Source organism: Leptospira koniambonensis, from assembly GCF_004769555.1.
In the GTDB taxonomy this organism is placed as follows: Bacteria; Spirochaetota; Leptospiria; order Leptospirales; family Leptospiraceae; genus Leptospira_B; species Leptospira_B koniambonensis.
On the sequence record NZ_RQFY01000004.1, the window covers coordinates 579,287 to 595,526 of the forward strand.

A 16,240-nucleotide genomic window follows, 5' to 3' on the forward strand; every position below is an offset into this window, starting at 1 on the left:
GATCAATAGTCGTTTACTTCCTCGAGCAAGTCCCCGTTAGGACTTTTTTCGACGACGTCTTTGTACTTGTGTCTGTCTTTCATCGGAATGATTCGAACTTTTTTATAAGTTCCATTTCCTTCCGATCTGGTGAAAACTTTCTCGTTCTCTTGAAGAGCCATGTGAACAATCCTTCTTTCGAAAGGATTCATTGGCTCAAGTAATTTGGACTTACCTGATTTTGCTACAGAAGAAGCTACTGACTTGCTCAATCTGATCAAGGACAGTTCTCTTTTGTCTCTATAAGATTCAGTATCCAATACGATCTTACGACCGTGGCGGATCTTAGAATCTACCATCAAGTTTACCAAAAATTGAAGAGCGTCTAAAGTTGCTCCTCTCTTTCCGATAATCAGTCCGGACTCGCGGCTGGTAAGTTCTATATAGATCTTTCCATCCACATCTCCCATTCCGACAACTTCCGCTTCTACTCCCATCTTGCGGAGAAGTGTAAGTACTACTCCGTGAATGATCTTTTCAGCCGGAATATCGAAGTTCGAAACGAATGCTCGAACAACTGCCGGTTTTTTTTGTGTTAAACCTAAAAATCCAGACTTACCGGATTCGACAGTTTCGAAACGAATGTCTCCGGGTTCTAATCTTAAGGTTTCTAACGCGATCTCTTCAGCCTCGGCTTTTGTTTTTCCTTCGGCTTCGAAAATATAGTTTTCCATATCGTATCCTCGATATATGAATTCACACTTTTACAGGGGTTTCGTCTTTCTTACGAATATTGGTTACCCACTGTTGAGCTATGGAAAGGACGTTAGTCACAGTCCAATACAATGTCAGTCCAGACGGCATACTCCAGAGGAAGAATACCATCATAACTGGCATTAAATACATCATCATTTTTTGGTTCGGGTCAGTTTGCACCGATGTCAGTTTCATAGAAAGGAACTGAGTTCCAACCATCAATAATACTAGTAAGTTAATAGAAAGTCCAGCCGCAGCGAGATAAGGGATCGCTGGAGAAGTCCATATAAAATCAGGCTCGCTCAAATCTGAGATCCAAAGGAATGGAGACTTCCAAAGATCGATTGTATCTGCAAATGCAACATACAATGCGAAGAAGATTGGAAGTTGGATCAACATAGGAAGACATCCGCCCAACTGAGAGAGTGGATTCATATTATGCTTTTTGTATAACTCCAACATCTTCTCTTGTTTTTTGGCCGGATCATTAGCATACTTCTCATTTAACTTTTTAAGTTCAGGAGAAAGTGCACTCATCTTCTTCATTGCCTCTGCCTGTTTTTGGTTGAGAGGATAGAAGACTAATTTGAATACTAACGCAAATAGTAGAATACCGAAACCATAACTTGGGATGGTATATTTATAAGATTGTTGTAAGAACCAAACAATACCGTTTCGGATCGGGGTAAAAATACCTTGGTTGAATGATTTGTTAAGGTCGGCACTTAAACCTATAAAAGTGGACTTAGGATTTTTGAAAGGATCCAATTTTGGATCTCTAAATAACATCCCGTCCCATTCTCTAATCCCAACATAGTTTGCGAATTCAAGAGTTTCTTCTTTTCCAGGATCTAAAGTTATATTAGAATAAGCTAAAACAGTTCCTGTTTCGTTTTTCTTTCTATTATCTAAAAGAATTCCTTCTGCAGGATGATTTAAGGTGTCAGATGCTGCTAAGAAGTAACGGCTACCGGTACCAACATAGTCCACACCTTCTCCGCTGCTCCAAACCTCTTTATTGAATTCATTCCCGTTCGGATGTCCGAAGATGAAGTTACGAATTCCTTCCCAGAATCCCCAAGCGTCTCCACCGTCAGCGAAGTCTTTTTCGCTTCCGTCCATTCTATATACACGGAAGAATTTAGAAAGCTCCTGAGTGTTTGCCTCTCTGTTTAAAGGAAGAGGTCCTAAACTTCCAAAAGTTCTTAAGTAAGCCGGAGTATTACGATCCCCGAAATAGAGTTTTTCTTTTCCGAGGTTAGTGATCGTAATTTCTGTTTTAAAATAATTTTCACGAGGGAAGAATCTAAATACTTTTTTAAGAAGAACACCTTTCTCTGTAGCAGTGAATGTAACACTCTGATCTTCTTTGTTTTCTTCTGCTTTAAAATTCAGATGATTCCATTCTGAAGTGGCCACATCTTCTTTTCTATGGGAGAAGTTGAAGTCGAAACCTTTTCCTCTGGAAAGTTCAATCGCCTTGATCTTCTCACCTTCTACTTCGATCTCTTGGAAATCGGCTCTGGTAATATTGATCTCGTTTCCTTCAACGTCCTTGTAATTCTTAATATAGAATTTATCGATCCTTCCACCTAAGCTGGAAAGAACAACTACGTGAGCTTCAGTCTTGAATGTAAAAGTTTTAATATCTTTAGCATTCGTAACTGTAGTAACAGGTTTAGGTTCGGCCTTAGTTTCCTGTTTTACGTTTTCCTTATTTTCAACAGGAGTTTGTTCCGTTTTGGGTTGTTGTTTCGGTTTTCCTGCTTCCGGGTTGAAGTAATAGGTTACTAAGAACCAAACTCCCATGGATAAAATTAACGCGAGAAAAAGTCTGTTTTGTCTATCTTCCATTCCTAATTCCTTCTAGGGTTGGGTGGTAAAGGATCATCGCCAGCGGCGAAGAGTGGATTACATTTTAAAATTCGTTTTGTGCTTAGATAAGTAGCCGACAAGAAATCATATTCTTGAAAGGCCTGCATTGCATATTCAGAACAGCTAGGATGAAATCTGCAGGAAGGCGGAAGAATAGGTGAGATCCAACGTTTATAAATTCGGATCAGAAAGATGGCGAGTCGGTTCATTTTAATCTACGAGCTAATTGACCCAAACAAGTCAGAAGTTCGGTATGATCTTTTTCGAATAGGCTCGGTTTCGCAAGTATCGCGATATCGAAACCCTTTGGAAAAAAGCCTGCCGTTTCAGCCACGGCGGCTCTTAATCTTCTCCGTATCCGGTTTCTGCGAACGGCCTTTCCGACCGAACGTTCAGGGCAGTATAAAAACCTGTTTTGCTCCAGGCCGTTTCCCCGATAAATCACCGTGAGAGGAGGATTGGTTACCCGTTTTCCGGAAGCAAAAAGCTCCCGGATGTCCTTCTTAGATGTAAGTGTCTCTTCTATATGGGTTTCGTTAGAATTTTTTACCAGTTCTTTCGTCAGAAACGGTTAACTTATAACGGCCTTTAGCTCTTCTGCGGGAAAGAGTTTTTCTTCCGCCGGGGGTCGCCATTCTGGCGCGGAATCCGTGTGTACGGGCACGTTTAATCCGGCTGGGTTGGTATGTTCTTCTCATATGGTTCCCTGTATCTCTAAGATTGCGTCTTTAAGACCCTTGATCGGTCTTACCGGTTTACATTTTTTCCGGAGAACCGAGGGTCAATCCGTTTCTTGGACGGATTTTCACTATTAAATATAATGGAATAAATAATGGCAACCCGGCGACGTCCTACTCTCCCACATAGCGAACCATGCAGTACCATCAGCGATGAGAGGCTTAACTTCCGTGTTCGGGATGGGAACGGGTGTGACCCTCTCTCTATAATCACCGAGAATCTATGGACAGTTTGAAAAATTTGCTTGTACTGTCAAGCTCGATTTATTTCCGGTTCAGAGAGTTTTATTCCAATCTATGAACTGTTCTCCAGGCACTCTCTGGCAATTTGGACAGAAGAAGGAATCGTGACCCAAAACATTCGCCCTGCGGATCGTTGTCCCGCAGCGAGGACATGGTTCATTCTTCCGATTCCGGACCTTTACATGGTCTCTGACTTTAAAATCCAAAGGTGCCTGTTTCTTACGAATATAATCTATAGAATCATTTAATACAGATTTGATACTCTGATAGAGTTGGATCTTTTCTTCTTCCGAAAGTTTATTGCATGGAGTTTTGGGATGGATCTTAGAATCAAAAAGTACCTCGTCCGCATACGCATTTCCAAGAGCGCTCAGTTTGGTCTGATCCATGAGAAAGACACGGGTTTGCTGCCGATTCTTCTCTATTCTTTTTAAAAATTCTTCCTGGGTAAAGTTTTCGGAAAGAAGGTCTATTCCTTGGTCAGAAAACTTAGGGATCTGGGGGAAGTATTCAGGTTCTGTAAAATACACCTTTCCCATATGAACATCGTCTGCGTAGTTCAGGATCTTGTTTTGAAATTTGAACCGAACCGCCAGATCCTTCTTCTTATATTTTGGATCTAAGGAAAATCGGCCGGCAAGCATTGGATGAATGACAATATTCCTTGGGCCGAATTTAAAATTCAGAAAAGGTCCTGTTCTCTCCAAACTTTCGAATGTAGAACCTATAAAAGAAGTTTCTGATTTTCCGCCGCTAAGATTGCGAACTACTAGGGGATCTAAGATCTCTATCTCTTGGATTATCTCTCCAGGAAGTTCTTTTAGAAGACGTTCTCGAATAATAACCAGGTCCGGAAGTTCAGGCATACTATCCCTATTTCTTTTTACGGCTAGGAAGGTATTTATAATATTCTACTTCTATTGTGTTAATTAGGAAAGTATAATATTTAACAAGTTTTTTATCATATTTTTTCTTTTGGGCTTCGTTCCTTAAAAATTCAGAGATTTGATCTCTGATCAAAGGAGCCTTTAAGTCAGTGTGACTTAGAATGATAGTGCTCGGCATTCCGACCGGAACAATCTCATCAGGTATCGCTATTGTAGCAGAGTTTTGAAGAAGTGCGTATTCGACAGTAGATGCTACCTTATCATCATCTGATTCAGTTCTAAGATGAGCCACTGATTGGCGGATATTATCTATATTATCCCAGATCTTTTTGCGCATAGATTTGGAATCGTGGATCTTATCTTGGATCTTAGTGAATCTGTTCGGAAAGACAAAACGTTCTGCACCTTTTGCGATCAAGCTTACTTTCTTCTCTTTAGGGCTTTCTGCCTTTCCGAAATGTTCGTCAGCATCGTCATCGTCGCTGCTCGGATAATAATCACTAACTGTTGATATTCCGGAATAACTTGCAGCGAAACCACTACCACCGCCGGAAGATTTAGGGACTCCACCTGGACCGATATCCGATTTATCTCTATCTCTGAAGAATACAGCAAGCAGTCCACCGATCACAAGTGCAACAGGAAGTCCAACCAGAATGACACCCGCCGCATTAAAATGAACGCTCGCAATTAGGAAAAAGAGCATTGTTCCTACAAAACCCAAAAGTCCCATAGAAAGATTCACCTTCTTAGCGAGTGCTTCACTTTTCTGGCGGTCTTCTACTTCTCTTTCCATAAGAGCTGCGTCTTGTTGTAGTTTTACTATGTAATCCGCTTTGAGCATTGAATTGAGTGCAGGGTTTTTAGAACTGATTAATGAGGCATGGATCTCTTTTGCTATATTAAGTTCTTTTTCGGCTGCTGGACTTACTTTTGCATCAGCAGTTAACTTATGTAAAACCGCAGCCATATAACCTGGATCGACTACGTAAACTTCAGTGGTTCCGTCTTCTCTCTTGACCTCTTTCAAACCGAATTTGGTTTTTAGATCAGCAATGATATCGTTCGTATATTTAGAAACAAGTTCAGGATCGGTTATACCCACGGCATCCAAACGTTTTTCCGGAACAAATCTATAAAGAGTCAGATTGTTTTGAGAATGTTCCTTGGCTTGGATATTCAGACGGTTCTTCAAACTTTTGAAGGCGCCCTCTATCTTTCTTTCGCCCAAAAGTGCTTTTTCTTGGATCAGCTTTCGGATGACTCGAACAGATTGCTGGCAGGTCTCTGCGACTCTTTTTCCAAGATCATCCTTTTCCTTATCGAAAGGAAAATCTTCTACAAGTTGGATGAGTGCTTCTACCTTTTCACTGTTTTGTTTTTTGCCGGGCTCTGCATTTCCATGAAGAGTTTCAAAGTCTTGGATACGAGCTCGGAACAGATTGTATCCCGCTCTTTCTGCAAGCTGTTTAAGATAAGTAAGAGCGAATACTTCTAGAGCATCACTTTGCGCTCTATAATGTGCGATCACTTCCGGTTGGTTTACATACGTTCCATCTGGATTGAGTTGTAAATCATCCAAGATCAAATGATAGTCAGGAAGAATTTCTACTACCGCGCCTTTATTCTTTGCGTAGTTTGCAAAGTCGGCGAGAAAATCATTCATAGGAATATAACTATAAGGTTGGAACCCGCGTCTTATAAGACTTGCCATCTCAGATTGTAAAGAAGCAAGTTTAGGATATAGCCAGATCTGTCCGCTTTTGTTTTTATGAAGAAGCATCGCTCCAGGACGATCTTCTTCCAAAACTCTTGGTTTTTTTGCTCTATTGTTTAAGATAAGATCAATTGTTTCTTCTGAAAAAGAAAAACATGCCTTTCTGAAAGGAGTAACATCAGTCTTCGCTTCTTTTTGCGGAGAAGCTAGTGAGATCCTAGCCAAAACCTTGTTTCCATTTCGGACCAAGAATGGATAGACCAGAGCGGATTTGTTTCTTCCCCTCTTTTCTAAATCCATCACTTGACGAAGAGCCATATCAACAGAAGAAGGAGACTTTGCTTGTTCGCTTAAGTTCCTATATTTGTTCAGAAGTTCCCCTAGTTTATCCAGGGTAAGAAGATAAGACGGATGAACACTTTTAGAGCCGTGTTTTTCTGTCTTTTTATGCCAGTCTCGAAGTTCGTCCAGAATACAACGAGCTGTCGCAGAAAGTCCTACAGCTCCGTCATTTAAGAAGATATAATCCGGTGCCAGGGCCTCCAAGTCCGGGGCCTTGTTTTGACTAGAAGCCAGCTCCTCAAAGGATATTTCTTGCTCCAAGGTTTCCATGTTTTGCACCGTATCGAAACAACAATCCGAGTTAGGAAATTTTCTATTGTTTCCTTCCAACCAAGATCTCTAAAAGAAAGAGAGAATGAAACAATTTTATTCCACTTAGTATTGGCTGAAATTAGATCGGATCAATGCGTATAATTACTTAGAATTTCGCCTATTTTTCGTATTCCTTCTTGGATTTCCGAATCTTCTCTAGCAAAACTCATGCGAATGGAATCCTCACCGAAACCTTCTCCTGAATTAGTAACCGGATAGAAATATTTACCCGGTACGATAATGACCCCTTTTTCTTTTAATAGGGGATATATTTCAGAAATTTTTTTGCGAAGTCCTGCAAATTGGACCCAAAGGAAGAATGCGCCCTCACTTTCATGGATCCTATATTTTAATTTTCCCTTCCATTCTCTGCGGATAGACGAAATTGCAAGTTCCCTTTTTCGGAGATAGTAGGGTTTTACTATGTCTCGAGAAAGTTTTAACCATTCTCCGGATTTTACAAATTCTAAAGCAATATATTGGCCTAAATTTCCGCCTGCCAAGTTCAGAACTGCATTCGCTTTATTTAATGCTTTTATAATTTCAGGATCTGCTAAAACAAAACCTGTTCTGACACCAGGTAGACCTATTTTAGAAAAACTGAAACTTTGGATCATTCCTTCCGAATGAAAAAGTTTCTCATCCGAGAATACAATCCCTGGAAAAGGAAATCCATATGCGTTATCTAATAAGAATGGGATTTTTTTACTTCTCGCGAACTTAAGTATTTTTTCTAATTCTTCCTTCTTCGCAACTCTTCCTGTTGGATTTGTAGGACGAGACAGTACCACACATCCAAGATCTTCTTTTATACGATCAAAAGAAGAAGGGTCCAACTCGTAACGAAATCCATCTTCTGATGTAGCAATTTCTTTGCCTAAAGAATAAGAGAATGAATCCGGATTTATAGGTTGATCCAAGTAACCAATATATTCAGGCAAAACTGGTAAGAATATTTTTTTGAATAGGCCGTCTTCGAATTTTCCTGAATAAAAATTTAGCAAAAGATAGAATGCGTTTTGGGAACCGCTTGTGATCGCGATCTGTTCTTTGGAGATCGAAGTCCCTGTTTCGGAACTTAATAAGGAAGCAAGTGTTTCTAATGTTTCTTCTTTGCCTGTGGGAGTTTCATACTTACCCAAAATAGAATCCCAGGCTCCAGACTCTGAAAATTTGCTTAGTATCTTTCTCCAAACTTCTTCCACCTCAGGGATTAAGGAGGGGCTTCCGCCACCCAACATGGAGACCCCAAGAGAAAGATTACCTAGGTCCTCCATCAATTGGCCGATCCCTGTTTGGTTACGGAATTTAGCTCCGAATTTGGAAAAAATGAAATCTTGGCCCATAAGGTTATTCCACTTTTCTTTTTGCAAAACTGCCGAAAAGATAATCTAAGAGAGGAAGGATTTTTTTTATTCTTCTGCCCTCCGGAGAAACCGATGCAAACGATCGATTCCATCTACGATGCTGATATGTTGGATCCAAATACCTTGGACCTTCAGACCTACTTGGAAAAATATCCTTGGGAAGAAAAATGGACCTCACTCGGAGAACCAATTGAAAAACTTTGGAAATTCGATCTGGAAGTTTCTCCAGAAGAAGTATGGCCTTGGCTCATAGACACTTCTTCTTTTAATAAAAGGATAGATATTCCTGAAATGAAATTTCAGGAGATAAACGGTCGCCTTTTTGGTAAGTCCAAAAACGCAGGTATCCCTGCTGAATGGGAAGAAGTTCCCTGGGAATGGGAATACTGCAAACAACTCAATAATGCGCGCATTTACTCCAAAGGATTCGCTCACTATGTTAGAGTTAGATATCTTGTTTATCCATTGGGAGAAGATTCCACAAGACTATTCGTTTACTTTGGTTGGATCCCTAAAGGTTGGCTCGGAAAAACTCTTTTAAAGTTCGGAATGGTCCAGTTAGAAAAAGCATATGGAAAAGGTTTGAAAGGCGTAGTAGAAGACGTAATCAAAACAAGATCTTATCGCTGGTTAGGACCAGGCGCATTAAGTATAATCAAAGAATCCAAATCAGAAAAAAATCCAGTCTTTCCTGCAAGGATGCAACAGATTAGAGTTGGTTATATCAGAGAAGGACAACCCAGGGAACTAGTTGATAAAGTTTTAAATTATATTTTGGATGCCGATGAATCCGATCTTTATCGGATCAGGATCAAATCATTATCCAAAGCATGGAAAATTCCAGAAAAGGAATTGCTCCTTGTATTTTTACACGGGTGTAGATTGGGATTATTCACAATGAGTTGGGACGTGGTATGCCCACATTGTAGAGGAGTCAGAACAGAAGCACAACATTTAGGGGATCTTCCTACAAAGGATACCTGCGAAGTTTGTGAGATACAATTCGAAGCAAATCAGCTAAATTCTATCGAGATCACTTTTCATGTACATCCTTCTATCCGAGAAGTGCAAAAAAGAATGTTCTGTGCTGCGGAACCAGCTACCAAAAGCCATATTCGATTCCAGAAATATTTGGAATCTGGAGAAACATATAATTCCAAACTTCTACTTTCTCCTGGTGTTTATAGACTAAGAGTGAATGGAGAGAAAAATTATTCTCTACTAGAGATCAAAGAAGAAGTCCCGAATGAAACCTTAGTTTGGAAAACAGATGAGACCCCAGAACAGATAGAGATCGCGGATCATCCTAAACTAATCTTGGAAAATTTATCTTCTTCCAGAAAAGGTTTTGTGATCGAAGAAAGAAAAGAAGACCAAGATTGTCTTAGACCTACTGACTTATTCAATTTCCAAGACTTCAGAGATCTATTCTCCCAAGAGGCTCTTTCTACTGATCTACAATTGGATATCGGAATGCAGACTATCCTATTTACGGATATAGTAGGTTCTACAAAATTCTATTATAATAAAGGGGACTCCGGTGCATTCTCCGAAGTCAGATATCATTTCGTAGAAGTTTATAAAGTAGTAAGAGAATTCCAAGGAGCAGTTGTGAAAACGATTGGAGACGCGGTGATGGCTGCCTTCCCTTCTCCCAGCGCAGCGGTAGAAGCTTCCGTCAGACTCCAAGAATTTTTCTCAGAAGAAAATACTGAGACACCTATTCGGATCCGTATCAGTTTACATACAGGACCCTGTTTGGCAGTGAACCTAAATAGTAATATAGATTATTTTGGAAACACAGTAAACTTTGCAGCAAAGTTACAAGCGATCGCAGAAGGAGGAGAAGTAGTATTTTCTGAAGTAGTCTTTAGAGAAAAACAACTCCGCCAATTGATGACTGAAAAAGGTTGGAAAGTCAAAAGGGTCAAATTCCATCAAAGCTGGATAAACGAAGAAACCCCGGCTTATAAATTGGTGTTTAATGGTGCAAATATATGATCTTTAAAATAGTTTCTCTTTTCTTAGCTGCTTATTTCATTTTCGCTGGTGCAGTCCAGTATAATGATCCTGATCCACTTCATTGGATGCTTCTCTACTTTACTTCTTCTTTAGCTTGTATACTTGCGGCGTTCGACAAGGATAAGCTTCCATTATTGTATGCGATCCTAGGTATGGCGGGAATTGAAATAGCAGCTACGATTGATGGATTTTTTGATTGGGTCCGAACTGGTAACGAAAATCTGATCACCGCAAAGATGACTGATGAAAAACCATATATAGAACTCGGAAGAGAATTCTTAGGTGCTCTAATTAGTATTGTAGTCATTACTTGGCTTTGGTTTAGAAAACGTCCTAAAAATTCTAAGTAGTTTATCCAATGTCGTATCTTCCTAAATTTACTAAAAAGAAAAAAGGTAAAGCTCTGATCATAGAAGGTGGAGGAATGAGAGGTTCCTTTGCAGGTGGAGTTCTTTCTTCCATGGCTCCCATATACCCGCCTAGCAAATTTGATCTGATCGTTGCAGTCTCTTCCGGTTCTTGTTCTTCCGCATACTATGTTACAGAACCAAATCCTTCTTCTGAAGATATTGAAAGAGCTTTGGATATTTGGAGAAAAGAATTAGCAGGAAATCATCTTATCTCTTTTTGGAATCTTTTTAAAGGCAAAAGAATATTAGACCAAGATTATCTAATAGATCATATTTTTCAAGAGAAGGTACCGATCAAAGTAGATGTACTGAAACAAAAGAAGACCGTGCCCTTCTATATTGTGGTAAGTAATTTCAAAACCTTGCAGCCGGAATATATAAGAGCAACTTCTCAAAATCTTTTTCCACTTCTGAGGGCTGCAACTTCTCTACCAATTGCAACCAAAGGATATGGCCTTTTAGAAAATGCAAAATATACCGACGGAGGAGTTTTAGATCCTATCCCTGTCGAAGCAGTATTATCCGCAGGTTATAAAGATATTACAGTCATTCTAACAAAACCAATGGATTTTAGATTAAGCCCTACAAGTCCGTTATTGGGAAGTCTTGCATTTCCTAAATTTCCAGAAATGGGAAAAGCATTTATAGAACAAAGATTCAATCGTTATAATCGAGCTATGGAAATATTGAATAATCCACCTAAAGGTATCCGCTTTGAAATTATAGCTCCTGAAAAAACCCTTCCTGCAGGAAGAATGACTACAGATGCAAACCTACTAAATGAAAACGTTCAGTTGGGAATAGAGCTCGGAAAAAAGGTCTTTCCTAAATAAAATTCTCCCAAGCTGTCCAATTTCCAAAACCTCATTTGATATAAGGATAGCAAAAGAGGTTTTATGAAACGTATCTTATTCTGGTCCTTCTTGGCCATTCTTCTACTTATCTCAATATTTATGAGCTTCGGGATCTGGTCCGCGAGTAACCAACTATTATTTCCTGTTTGGAGAGATAACCAAGACTTCTCCGCATGCAGCCCTGAAACGGAAAAGTATTTGGGAAAATCATGTGGAAATTTAAGAAATTCTAATGAGTTCAAATTCGATGAACTCAAAATACCATCTACAAATGGATTTGATCTTCCCATATGGAAAATAGGTGCTTTTGAAAAAGGAAAATCTAAAGGTGCAGTCTTTTTAGTACACGGAGGAGGAAGTGATAAAAGAGAAATGACAAAACACATCGACTTCTTTCTAAAAAGAGGATTGGACGTTTTTAGTTTCGATTTCGGTTGTCATGGAGAAGCAAATTGTGTAACACCTGGCCTAAGCTATGGTTACAGAGAATCCAAAGATGTGCTATCAGTATATCAATATCTTTCAGAGAAATATGATCGAATCTACGCGTTAGGAAGTTCCGTGGGAGCTTCTTCCATTCTGATCACTTTGCCTGAGATGCCAAAACTAACTGCGGTCATCGCTGAAAATCCAATGTATAATTTTGAAAGATTGATCTTAGAATTTCCAGGCACAGCGAAAGACATTCCGGCTTTCTTTTCTTATCTTTTGATCAAACTCACTCAGATCAGAGGAAATTTTGAAACTTCTCCAAGTCCTGCAAGTTCTTTGGTGAATACCAAGTCAGTGCCAATCTTATTTATTCATAGCAAAGAAGATAGGATTGTTCCTTTTCAACAAACTCAGGACTTAGCAAATATTTATAAAGGACCGAAAGAACTTTGGCTCTTAGAAAAAGGAGAACATGGCGGGGCGAAGGAGATAAACCCGCGCGAGTATGAGAGAAGGGTAAGTGCCTTTTTGGATAGATTGCGATGAATCTTTGGAGACGCGGGGGTTCGGCGTTACGCAGTCTCACTTCGTGTTCGACTAAGCTCCACGCCGTCTCGACCGGTGCCTCGCTACATCCTGTAGCTCGGACGCATCCGCGACGCTTCTAGGGTCGCTGCTTCCGCTTTCACGGTCTCGCTTCGAACCCCTCAGGTCCTCAGTTATTTGAAAAATTTCAATGGAGACGCCGGGGTTCGAACCCGGGTCCTATTGCGCCTTAATGGGGCCTCTACATGTTTGTCTTATGTTTTAAATCTCGAAAGGCCTTAGCCCACAAGCAGGCGTGTCCTTCCTATTCGATCCAAATACTCTTTAAATCGTGAACCGAAAACCGATCTAAAAAGTCTCCCGTTTAAGGCAGAAGAAAAATCACCGGGAGAGTAAACCTTTCTTCCGTAGTAGCGATTAAGCTGCTAGTGCTAATTCGTTGTTAGCGTTTAAAGTTTTGAAGGTTTTTAAGAGGCCCCTCACCCCTACATGCCACCACATCTTAACTACAACAGTCGAAACCTAATTCGTCCCCGTAGATTTAATGATTAGACTAAAAATCCGTTGAGCTAGTTAGGAAATCAAGAAAAAGTAGATCCGTTGGTGCTTTGATTTTGAAAATTTTTATTCTAGTATTTTCGGTTTTATTGTTCTATTGCGGAACTTCTTCTTCCCCGAAAATCAAAAATCCAAGTCAGGAAGTTTCCGGTTCCAGATTACCTCCTGGTGCATTGGAAGATGGGCTCTATGCAATTTTGCTTGGAAAATCATCCTATCCTAATCGGCTTACAAATTCAGACAAACAAGATGGAGAATCTGAGATCGTATACTTATTCTATCTGATAAAATTAGAAAAACGTTATATTTTGATCGATACAGGGACTTCTTCCATATCTACTCCTGAGATTACGGTCCATAATTGGATCTCACCGGATAAAATTTTAGGCTCGGCTGGGATCAATCCAGGAATGATCGGAGAGATCATTCTTACCCATTTTCATTTGGATCATTCTGGTGGAATTGGGCTTTTTCCAAATGCAAAAATTTATATTACGCCAGAGGACTGGGACTCTCTTAAAAAAACAAATCGATCAACAAGCGGGAAACTTTTAGCAAGGGAAAGATCAGGAAAAGTCCAATTCTTAAATTCTAGTATAGAAGTTTTTAAGAACTTCCGGATCTTATTAACTAGAGGACATACGCGAGGTTCAGTCGCAGTAGAATGGTTATTATCTCCAAGTAAAAAATTTCTGATCACAGGAGATGAATGTTATTGGATAGAATTTTGCAAACAAGGTCAGGGTCTTCCTTCGGAGGGGTCCTTCTCCCTTTCTAATAATAAAGAATTTTTAGATTATGTTTCTGTCCTGTCTTCGAGTGGAACTAAAATTTTAACAATGCATGATCCTGCTGTTTTATCTTTTGGTGAAGAGATCTTTTCCAGGATTTATAAATTAGATTAAAAAAAATCCCTCGGTTTTTAGTCCGAGGGATTTTCTAAAACACTGATTAGAATCTAGTTTCTTATTTATAAACTTTATCGATTCGCTTCTGATATTTTTCAGTAATCACGTGTCTTTTCATTTTAAGTAGGTTCGTTAATTCGTCGCCTATCTCAAAAGGTTTTTGAGCAAGCACTACATGTTGGATCAATTCGAAAGATTTGAATCCGTGTTTAGTACTATTATACTCTCTAATCTCTTTTTTATAGAAATCGATTACCTTAGGATTGTCGATCAGATCCTTGATGTCCTTAGCTTCGATACCGTTTTGAGATAACCAAGGCTGTAGAACTTCGATATCAGGAACGATAATCGCTCCTAAAACTTTTTGATCCTGACCGAATACCATGGATTGTTTGATATAAGGAGACTCGTCCATACGGTTTTCTATTGGAACCGGTTCTACGTTTTCTCCACCCAAAAGAACCACAGTTTCTTTTGCTCTTCCTGTAAGAGTTAAAGTATGTTTGTAGTTGATGAACCCGATATCTCCAGTGTTCAACCATCCATCTACAATGGTTTTCTTAGTGGTTTCAGGATTTTTGTAGTACCCTTTCATCACTTGAGGCCCTTTGATATGAACGATACCTTTTACTCCAAGTTTTCCAGCAAGGATCTGTCTTTGATCATTGATATGAGTTAGAACATTTCCATGATCGTCTCTCAACTGAAGTTCAGTTTTAGGAACAACATATCCTACGGAACCAATGATCGGGTGATCGTAATGACGAACTGAGATCACAGGAGCACTTTCAGTCATTCCGTAACCTTCTAACACTAAGAGCCCGATATCATTGAAGAAATTATCTACGTGGCGCTGTAAAGCTCCACCACCGGATAGGGTTCCCCTCAGACGTCCACCAGTTGCTTGGCGGATCTTGGAAAGAACGATAGTATCTAAGGTCTTGAAGTTAAAGATAAGTCCTAAAATCGCGATCGTAAGCAGAACTGGCGCTAAGAATGCCAACTCAGGCTTTACGAACTTGACATAAGAATATCCCGCTGCACTGATCAAAGTAACTGTGAATGGTCCAAATACAATTATTTGAGCAATCGCCTTAACCGCAAGTGCCAAAGATTGGAAGATATTACGGTTTTCATAATCCACTTGTTTTCCAGTCAAGAAACGAACTCCTGCGTTGAAGTTCTTAGAGAACAGATACGCAGTATTGAAGAGGAATTTACGGACAGGAGGAGTCTGCTTAGGATCGTTGATCTTATTGTAAATCCCAGTATAGATACTTTCCCAAACCCTTGGAGCAGAAGCCATGAAAGAAGGTCTCGCTTTTGCGAGGTCATTTCTTAGGTCAGCAACCTTGGTATAGAAAGTAGAAATCCCGAGAGAGATTGCAGAGTATTCTACAACTCGTTCGAAGATATGCCATACAGGTAGAATAGACAACATACTGTCGTCTTCGCGAATCACTGATTTTTTTAGGATCAAAGGAACAACATGTTCCATCTGGTGAGCCATGTTGGAATGCATTAGCATTACACCTTTAGGCATTCCTGTTGTTCCAGAAGTATAGATCAAAGTAAATAGATCATCAGGTTTGATACCTTCGATCCTTTTTTCAGTCTTATGACTACCTTTAGATCTTAACTCTTTTCCTGTTTCGAGTAAGTCATAAAGATGCAAAACTCCTTTCGCTTTTGTTTTGCTATCTTTGTCCATAATGATGACGGTTTCAACGCCTTTCAATTTGGCTTTGTTCTTAAGGAACTTCTCATACATCTTATCGTTTTCTAAGAAAACTACAGAAGCCTCGGAGTGAGTTAAGATATATTCCATCTCTGAATCGGTTACGTCAGTTCCTCTAGGAACGTTAGCGCAACCCGAAAGTAAAACTCCCGCATCAACGATGATCCATTCCAAACGGTTATCCGCTAACACACCGATATGTTCGCGGGCTTTCACGCCTAGATCTATTAATGCCTCTGATAAAGAGAGACCTAGATCTACTAATTGTCTAAAGTTGGTCGATTGATATTCTTTATTTTCATCCTTCGACCAAAACGCCGGTCTGTCCCCAAAAGACTCGGCGGCCTTAAGGTACATGTCTGCTAAATTCTTGTACATTGGAGTTATTCCTTTGAAGAAGGGGTATATTACGCTTATCTCAATAAAGCGCGTTTACGTTAATGTGAGAAGTCGACCCGTCAACTAAATTTTAGAAGAAGTCAAAGCGTAGGTGCAGTGCAAAATTGAAGAAGAGATATATAAAAGAGAGAAAACTCCGCTCGAGAGGACCTCGAACG

General features: G+C 39.8%; 14 protein-coding genes, 1 rRNA gene and 1 other RNA gene. 5 read left to right on the top strand and 11 right to left on the bottom strand.

What is annotated here, in order from left to right; translation table 11 throughout:
* Window positions 1–2 precede the first annotated feature (2 nt).
* From jag to EHQ52_RS06760, 9 genes are all read right to left on the bottom strand, one after another.
* Entirely contained in the window at window positions 3–713 is a 711-nt protein-coding gene (gene jag, locus EHQ52_RS06720) for an RNA-binding cell elongation regulator Jag/EloR (protein ID WP_100708504.1), read from the bottom strand.
* 22 nt (window positions 714–735) lie between these two features.
* Entirely contained in the window at window positions 736–2,589 is a 1,854-nt protein-coding gene (gene yidC / locus EHQ52_RS06725) for a membrane protein insertase YidC (protein ID WP_135614465.1), read from the bottom strand.
* Between the two features lie 2 nt (window positions 2,590–2,591).
* Complete coding sequence (gene yidD / locus EHQ52_RS06730; protein ID WP_135614466.1) at window positions 2,592–2,819, bottom strand: membrane protein insertion efficiency factor YidD; 228 nt, start codon at window positions 2,817–2,819, stop codon at window positions 2,592–2,594.
* A complete protein-coding gene (gene rnpA, locus EHQ52_RS06735) occupies window positions 2,816–3,175 on the bottom strand; it encodes a ribonuclease P protein component (protein WP_341867173.1) in 360 nt (119 codons plus the stop codon). Before rnpA ends, yidD begins: the two co-directional genes overlap by 4 nt.
* Window positions 3,147–3,308 (bottom strand): 50S ribosomal protein L34, encoded by a 162-nt coding sequence (gene rpmH / locus EHQ52_RS06740; protein ID WP_016546812.1) that lies wholly within the window; start codon window positions 3,306–3,308, stop codon window positions 3,147–3,149. Before rpmH ends, rnpA begins: the two co-directional genes overlap by 29 nt.
* Before the next feature lie 140 nt (window positions 3,309–3,448).
* A 5S ribosomal RNA gene (rrf, locus tag EHQ52_RS06745) occupies window positions 3,449–3,565 on the bottom strand.
* 57 nt (window positions 3,566–3,622) lie between these two features.
* Window positions 3,623–4,456 carry an Fpg/Nei family DNA glycosylase gene (locus EHQ52_RS06750; protein WP_135614468.1) on the bottom strand — a complete coding sequence of 278 codons (834 nt, stop codon included), beginning with the start codon at window positions 4,454–4,456 and terminating at the stop codon, window positions 3,623–3,625.
* Window positions 4,457–4,463: 7 nt separating this feature from the next.
* Complete coding sequence (locus EHQ52_RS06755; protein ID WP_135614469.1) at window positions 4,464–6,806, bottom strand: hypothetical protein; 2,343 nt, start codon at window positions 6,804–6,806, stop codon at window positions 4,464–4,466.
* A 131-nt stretch (window positions 6,807–6,937) separates the two neighbouring features.
* The gene (locus tag EHQ52_RS06760) at window positions 6,938–8,194 is read right to left on the bottom strand and encodes a pyridoxal phosphate-dependent aminotransferase (RefSeq protein ID WP_135614470.1); all 1,257 of its coding nucleotides are present in this window, start codon (window positions 8,192–8,194) and stop codon (window positions 6,938–6,940) included.
* A gap of 93 nt (window positions 8,195–8,287) precedes the next feature.
* Between EHQ52_RS06760 and EHQ52_RS06765 the strand changes: the two genes are divergently transcribed.
* The 4 genes from EHQ52_RS06765 (at window position 8,288) to EHQ52_RS06780 (ending at window position 12,479) form a co-directional block, all read left to right on the top strand.
* Window positions 8,288–10,216, top strand: a complete 1,929-nt coding sequence (locus tag EHQ52_RS06765; protein WP_135614471.1) for an adenylate/guanylate cyclase domain-containing protein — start codon at window positions 8,288–8,290, stop codon at window positions 10,214–10,216.
* Window positions 10,213–10,587: a transmembrane 220 family protein gene (locus tag EHQ52_RS06770; protein WP_135614472.1), complete on the top strand. Its 375-nt coding sequence runs from the start codon at window positions 10,213–10,215 to the stop codon at window positions 10,585–10,587. Before EHQ52_RS06765 ends, EHQ52_RS06770 begins: the two co-directional genes overlap by 4 nt.
* A gap of 8 nt (window positions 10,588–10,595) precedes the next feature.
* Window positions 10,596–11,480 (top strand): patatin-like phospholipase family protein, encoded by an 885-nt coding sequence (locus EHQ52_RS06775; RefSeq protein WP_135614473.1) that lies wholly within the window; start codon window positions 10,596–10,598, stop codon window positions 11,478–11,480.
* Window positions 11,481–11,543: 63 nt separating this feature from the next.
* Window positions 11,544–12,479: an alpha/beta hydrolase gene (locus EHQ52_RS06780; RefSeq protein ID WP_135614474.1), complete on the top strand. Its 936-nt coding sequence runs from the start codon at window positions 11,544–11,546 to the stop codon at window positions 12,477–12,479.
* Window positions 12,480–12,667: 188 nt separating this feature from the next.
* Here the strand turns inward: EHQ52_RS06780 and ssrA are convergent.
* Window positions 12,668–13,014, bottom strand: a transfer-messenger RNA (tmRNA) gene (gene ssrA, locus EHQ52_RS06785).
* Window positions 13,015–13,093: 79 nt separating this feature from the next.
* On the opposite strand from ssrA, the gene EHQ52_RS06790 reads away from it, so the two are divergent.
* Complete coding sequence (locus EHQ52_RS06790; protein ID WP_135614475.1) at window positions 13,094–13,942, top strand: MBL fold metallo-hydrolase; 849 nt, start codon at window positions 13,094–13,096, stop codon at window positions 13,940–13,942.
* A 61-nt stretch (window positions 13,943–14,003) separates the two neighbouring features.
* Here the strand turns inward: EHQ52_RS06790 and EHQ52_RS06795 are convergent, their stop codons facing one another.
* Window positions 14,004–16,061 (bottom strand): AMP-dependent synthetase/ligase, encoded by a 2,058-nt coding sequence (locus EHQ52_RS06795; RefSeq protein WP_135614476.1) that lies wholly within the window; start codon window positions 16,059–16,061, stop codon window positions 14,004–14,006.
* Window positions 16,062–16,240 lie beyond the last annotated feature (179 nt).

Coding starts and splice junctions, on each gene's coding strand:
- jag (WP_100708504.1), bottom strand. CDS start 713: ATGGAAAACTATATTTTCGAAGCCGAAGGAAAAACAAAAGCCGAGGCT.
- yidC (WP_135614465.1), bottom strand. CDS start 2,589: ATGGAAGATAGACAAAACAGACTTTTTCTCGCGTTAATTTTATCCATG.
- yidD (WP_135614466.1), bottom strand. CDS start 2,819: ATGAACCGACTCGCCATCTTTCTGATCCGAATTTATAAACGTTGGATC.
- rpmH (WP_016546812.1), bottom strand. CDS start 3,308: ATGAGAAGAACATACCAACCCAGCCGGATTAAACGTGCCCGTACACAC.
- EHQ52_RS06750 (WP_135614468.1), bottom strand. CDS start 4,456: ATGCCTGAACTTCCGGACCTGGTTATTATTCGAGAACGTCTTCTAAAA.
- EHQ52_RS06755 (WP_135614469.1), bottom strand. CDS start 6,806: ATGGAAACCTTGGAGCAAGAAATATCCTTTGAGGAGCTGGCTTCTAGT.
- EHQ52_RS06760 (WP_135614470.1), bottom strand. CDS start 8,194: ATGGGCCAAGATTTCATTTTTTCCAAATTCGGAGCTAAATTCCGTAAC.
- EHQ52_RS06765 (WP_135614471.1), top strand. CDS start 8,288: ATGCAAACGATCGATTCCATCTACGATGCTGATATGTTGGATCCAAAT.
- EHQ52_RS06770 (WP_135614472.1), top strand. CDS start 10,213: ATGATCTTTAAAATAGTTTCTCTTTTCTTAGCTGCTTATTTCATTTTC.
- EHQ52_RS06775 (WP_135614473.1), top strand. CDS start 10,596: ATGTCGTATCTTCCTAAATTTACTAAAAAGAAAAAAGGTAAAGCTCTG.
- EHQ52_RS06780 (WP_135614474.1), top strand. CDS start 11,544: ATGAAACGTATCTTATTCTGGTCCTTCTTGGCCATTCTTCTACTTATC.
- EHQ52_RS06795 (WP_135614476.1), bottom strand. CDS start 16,061: ATGTACAAGAATTTAGCAGACATGTACCTTAAGGCCGCCGAGTCTTTT.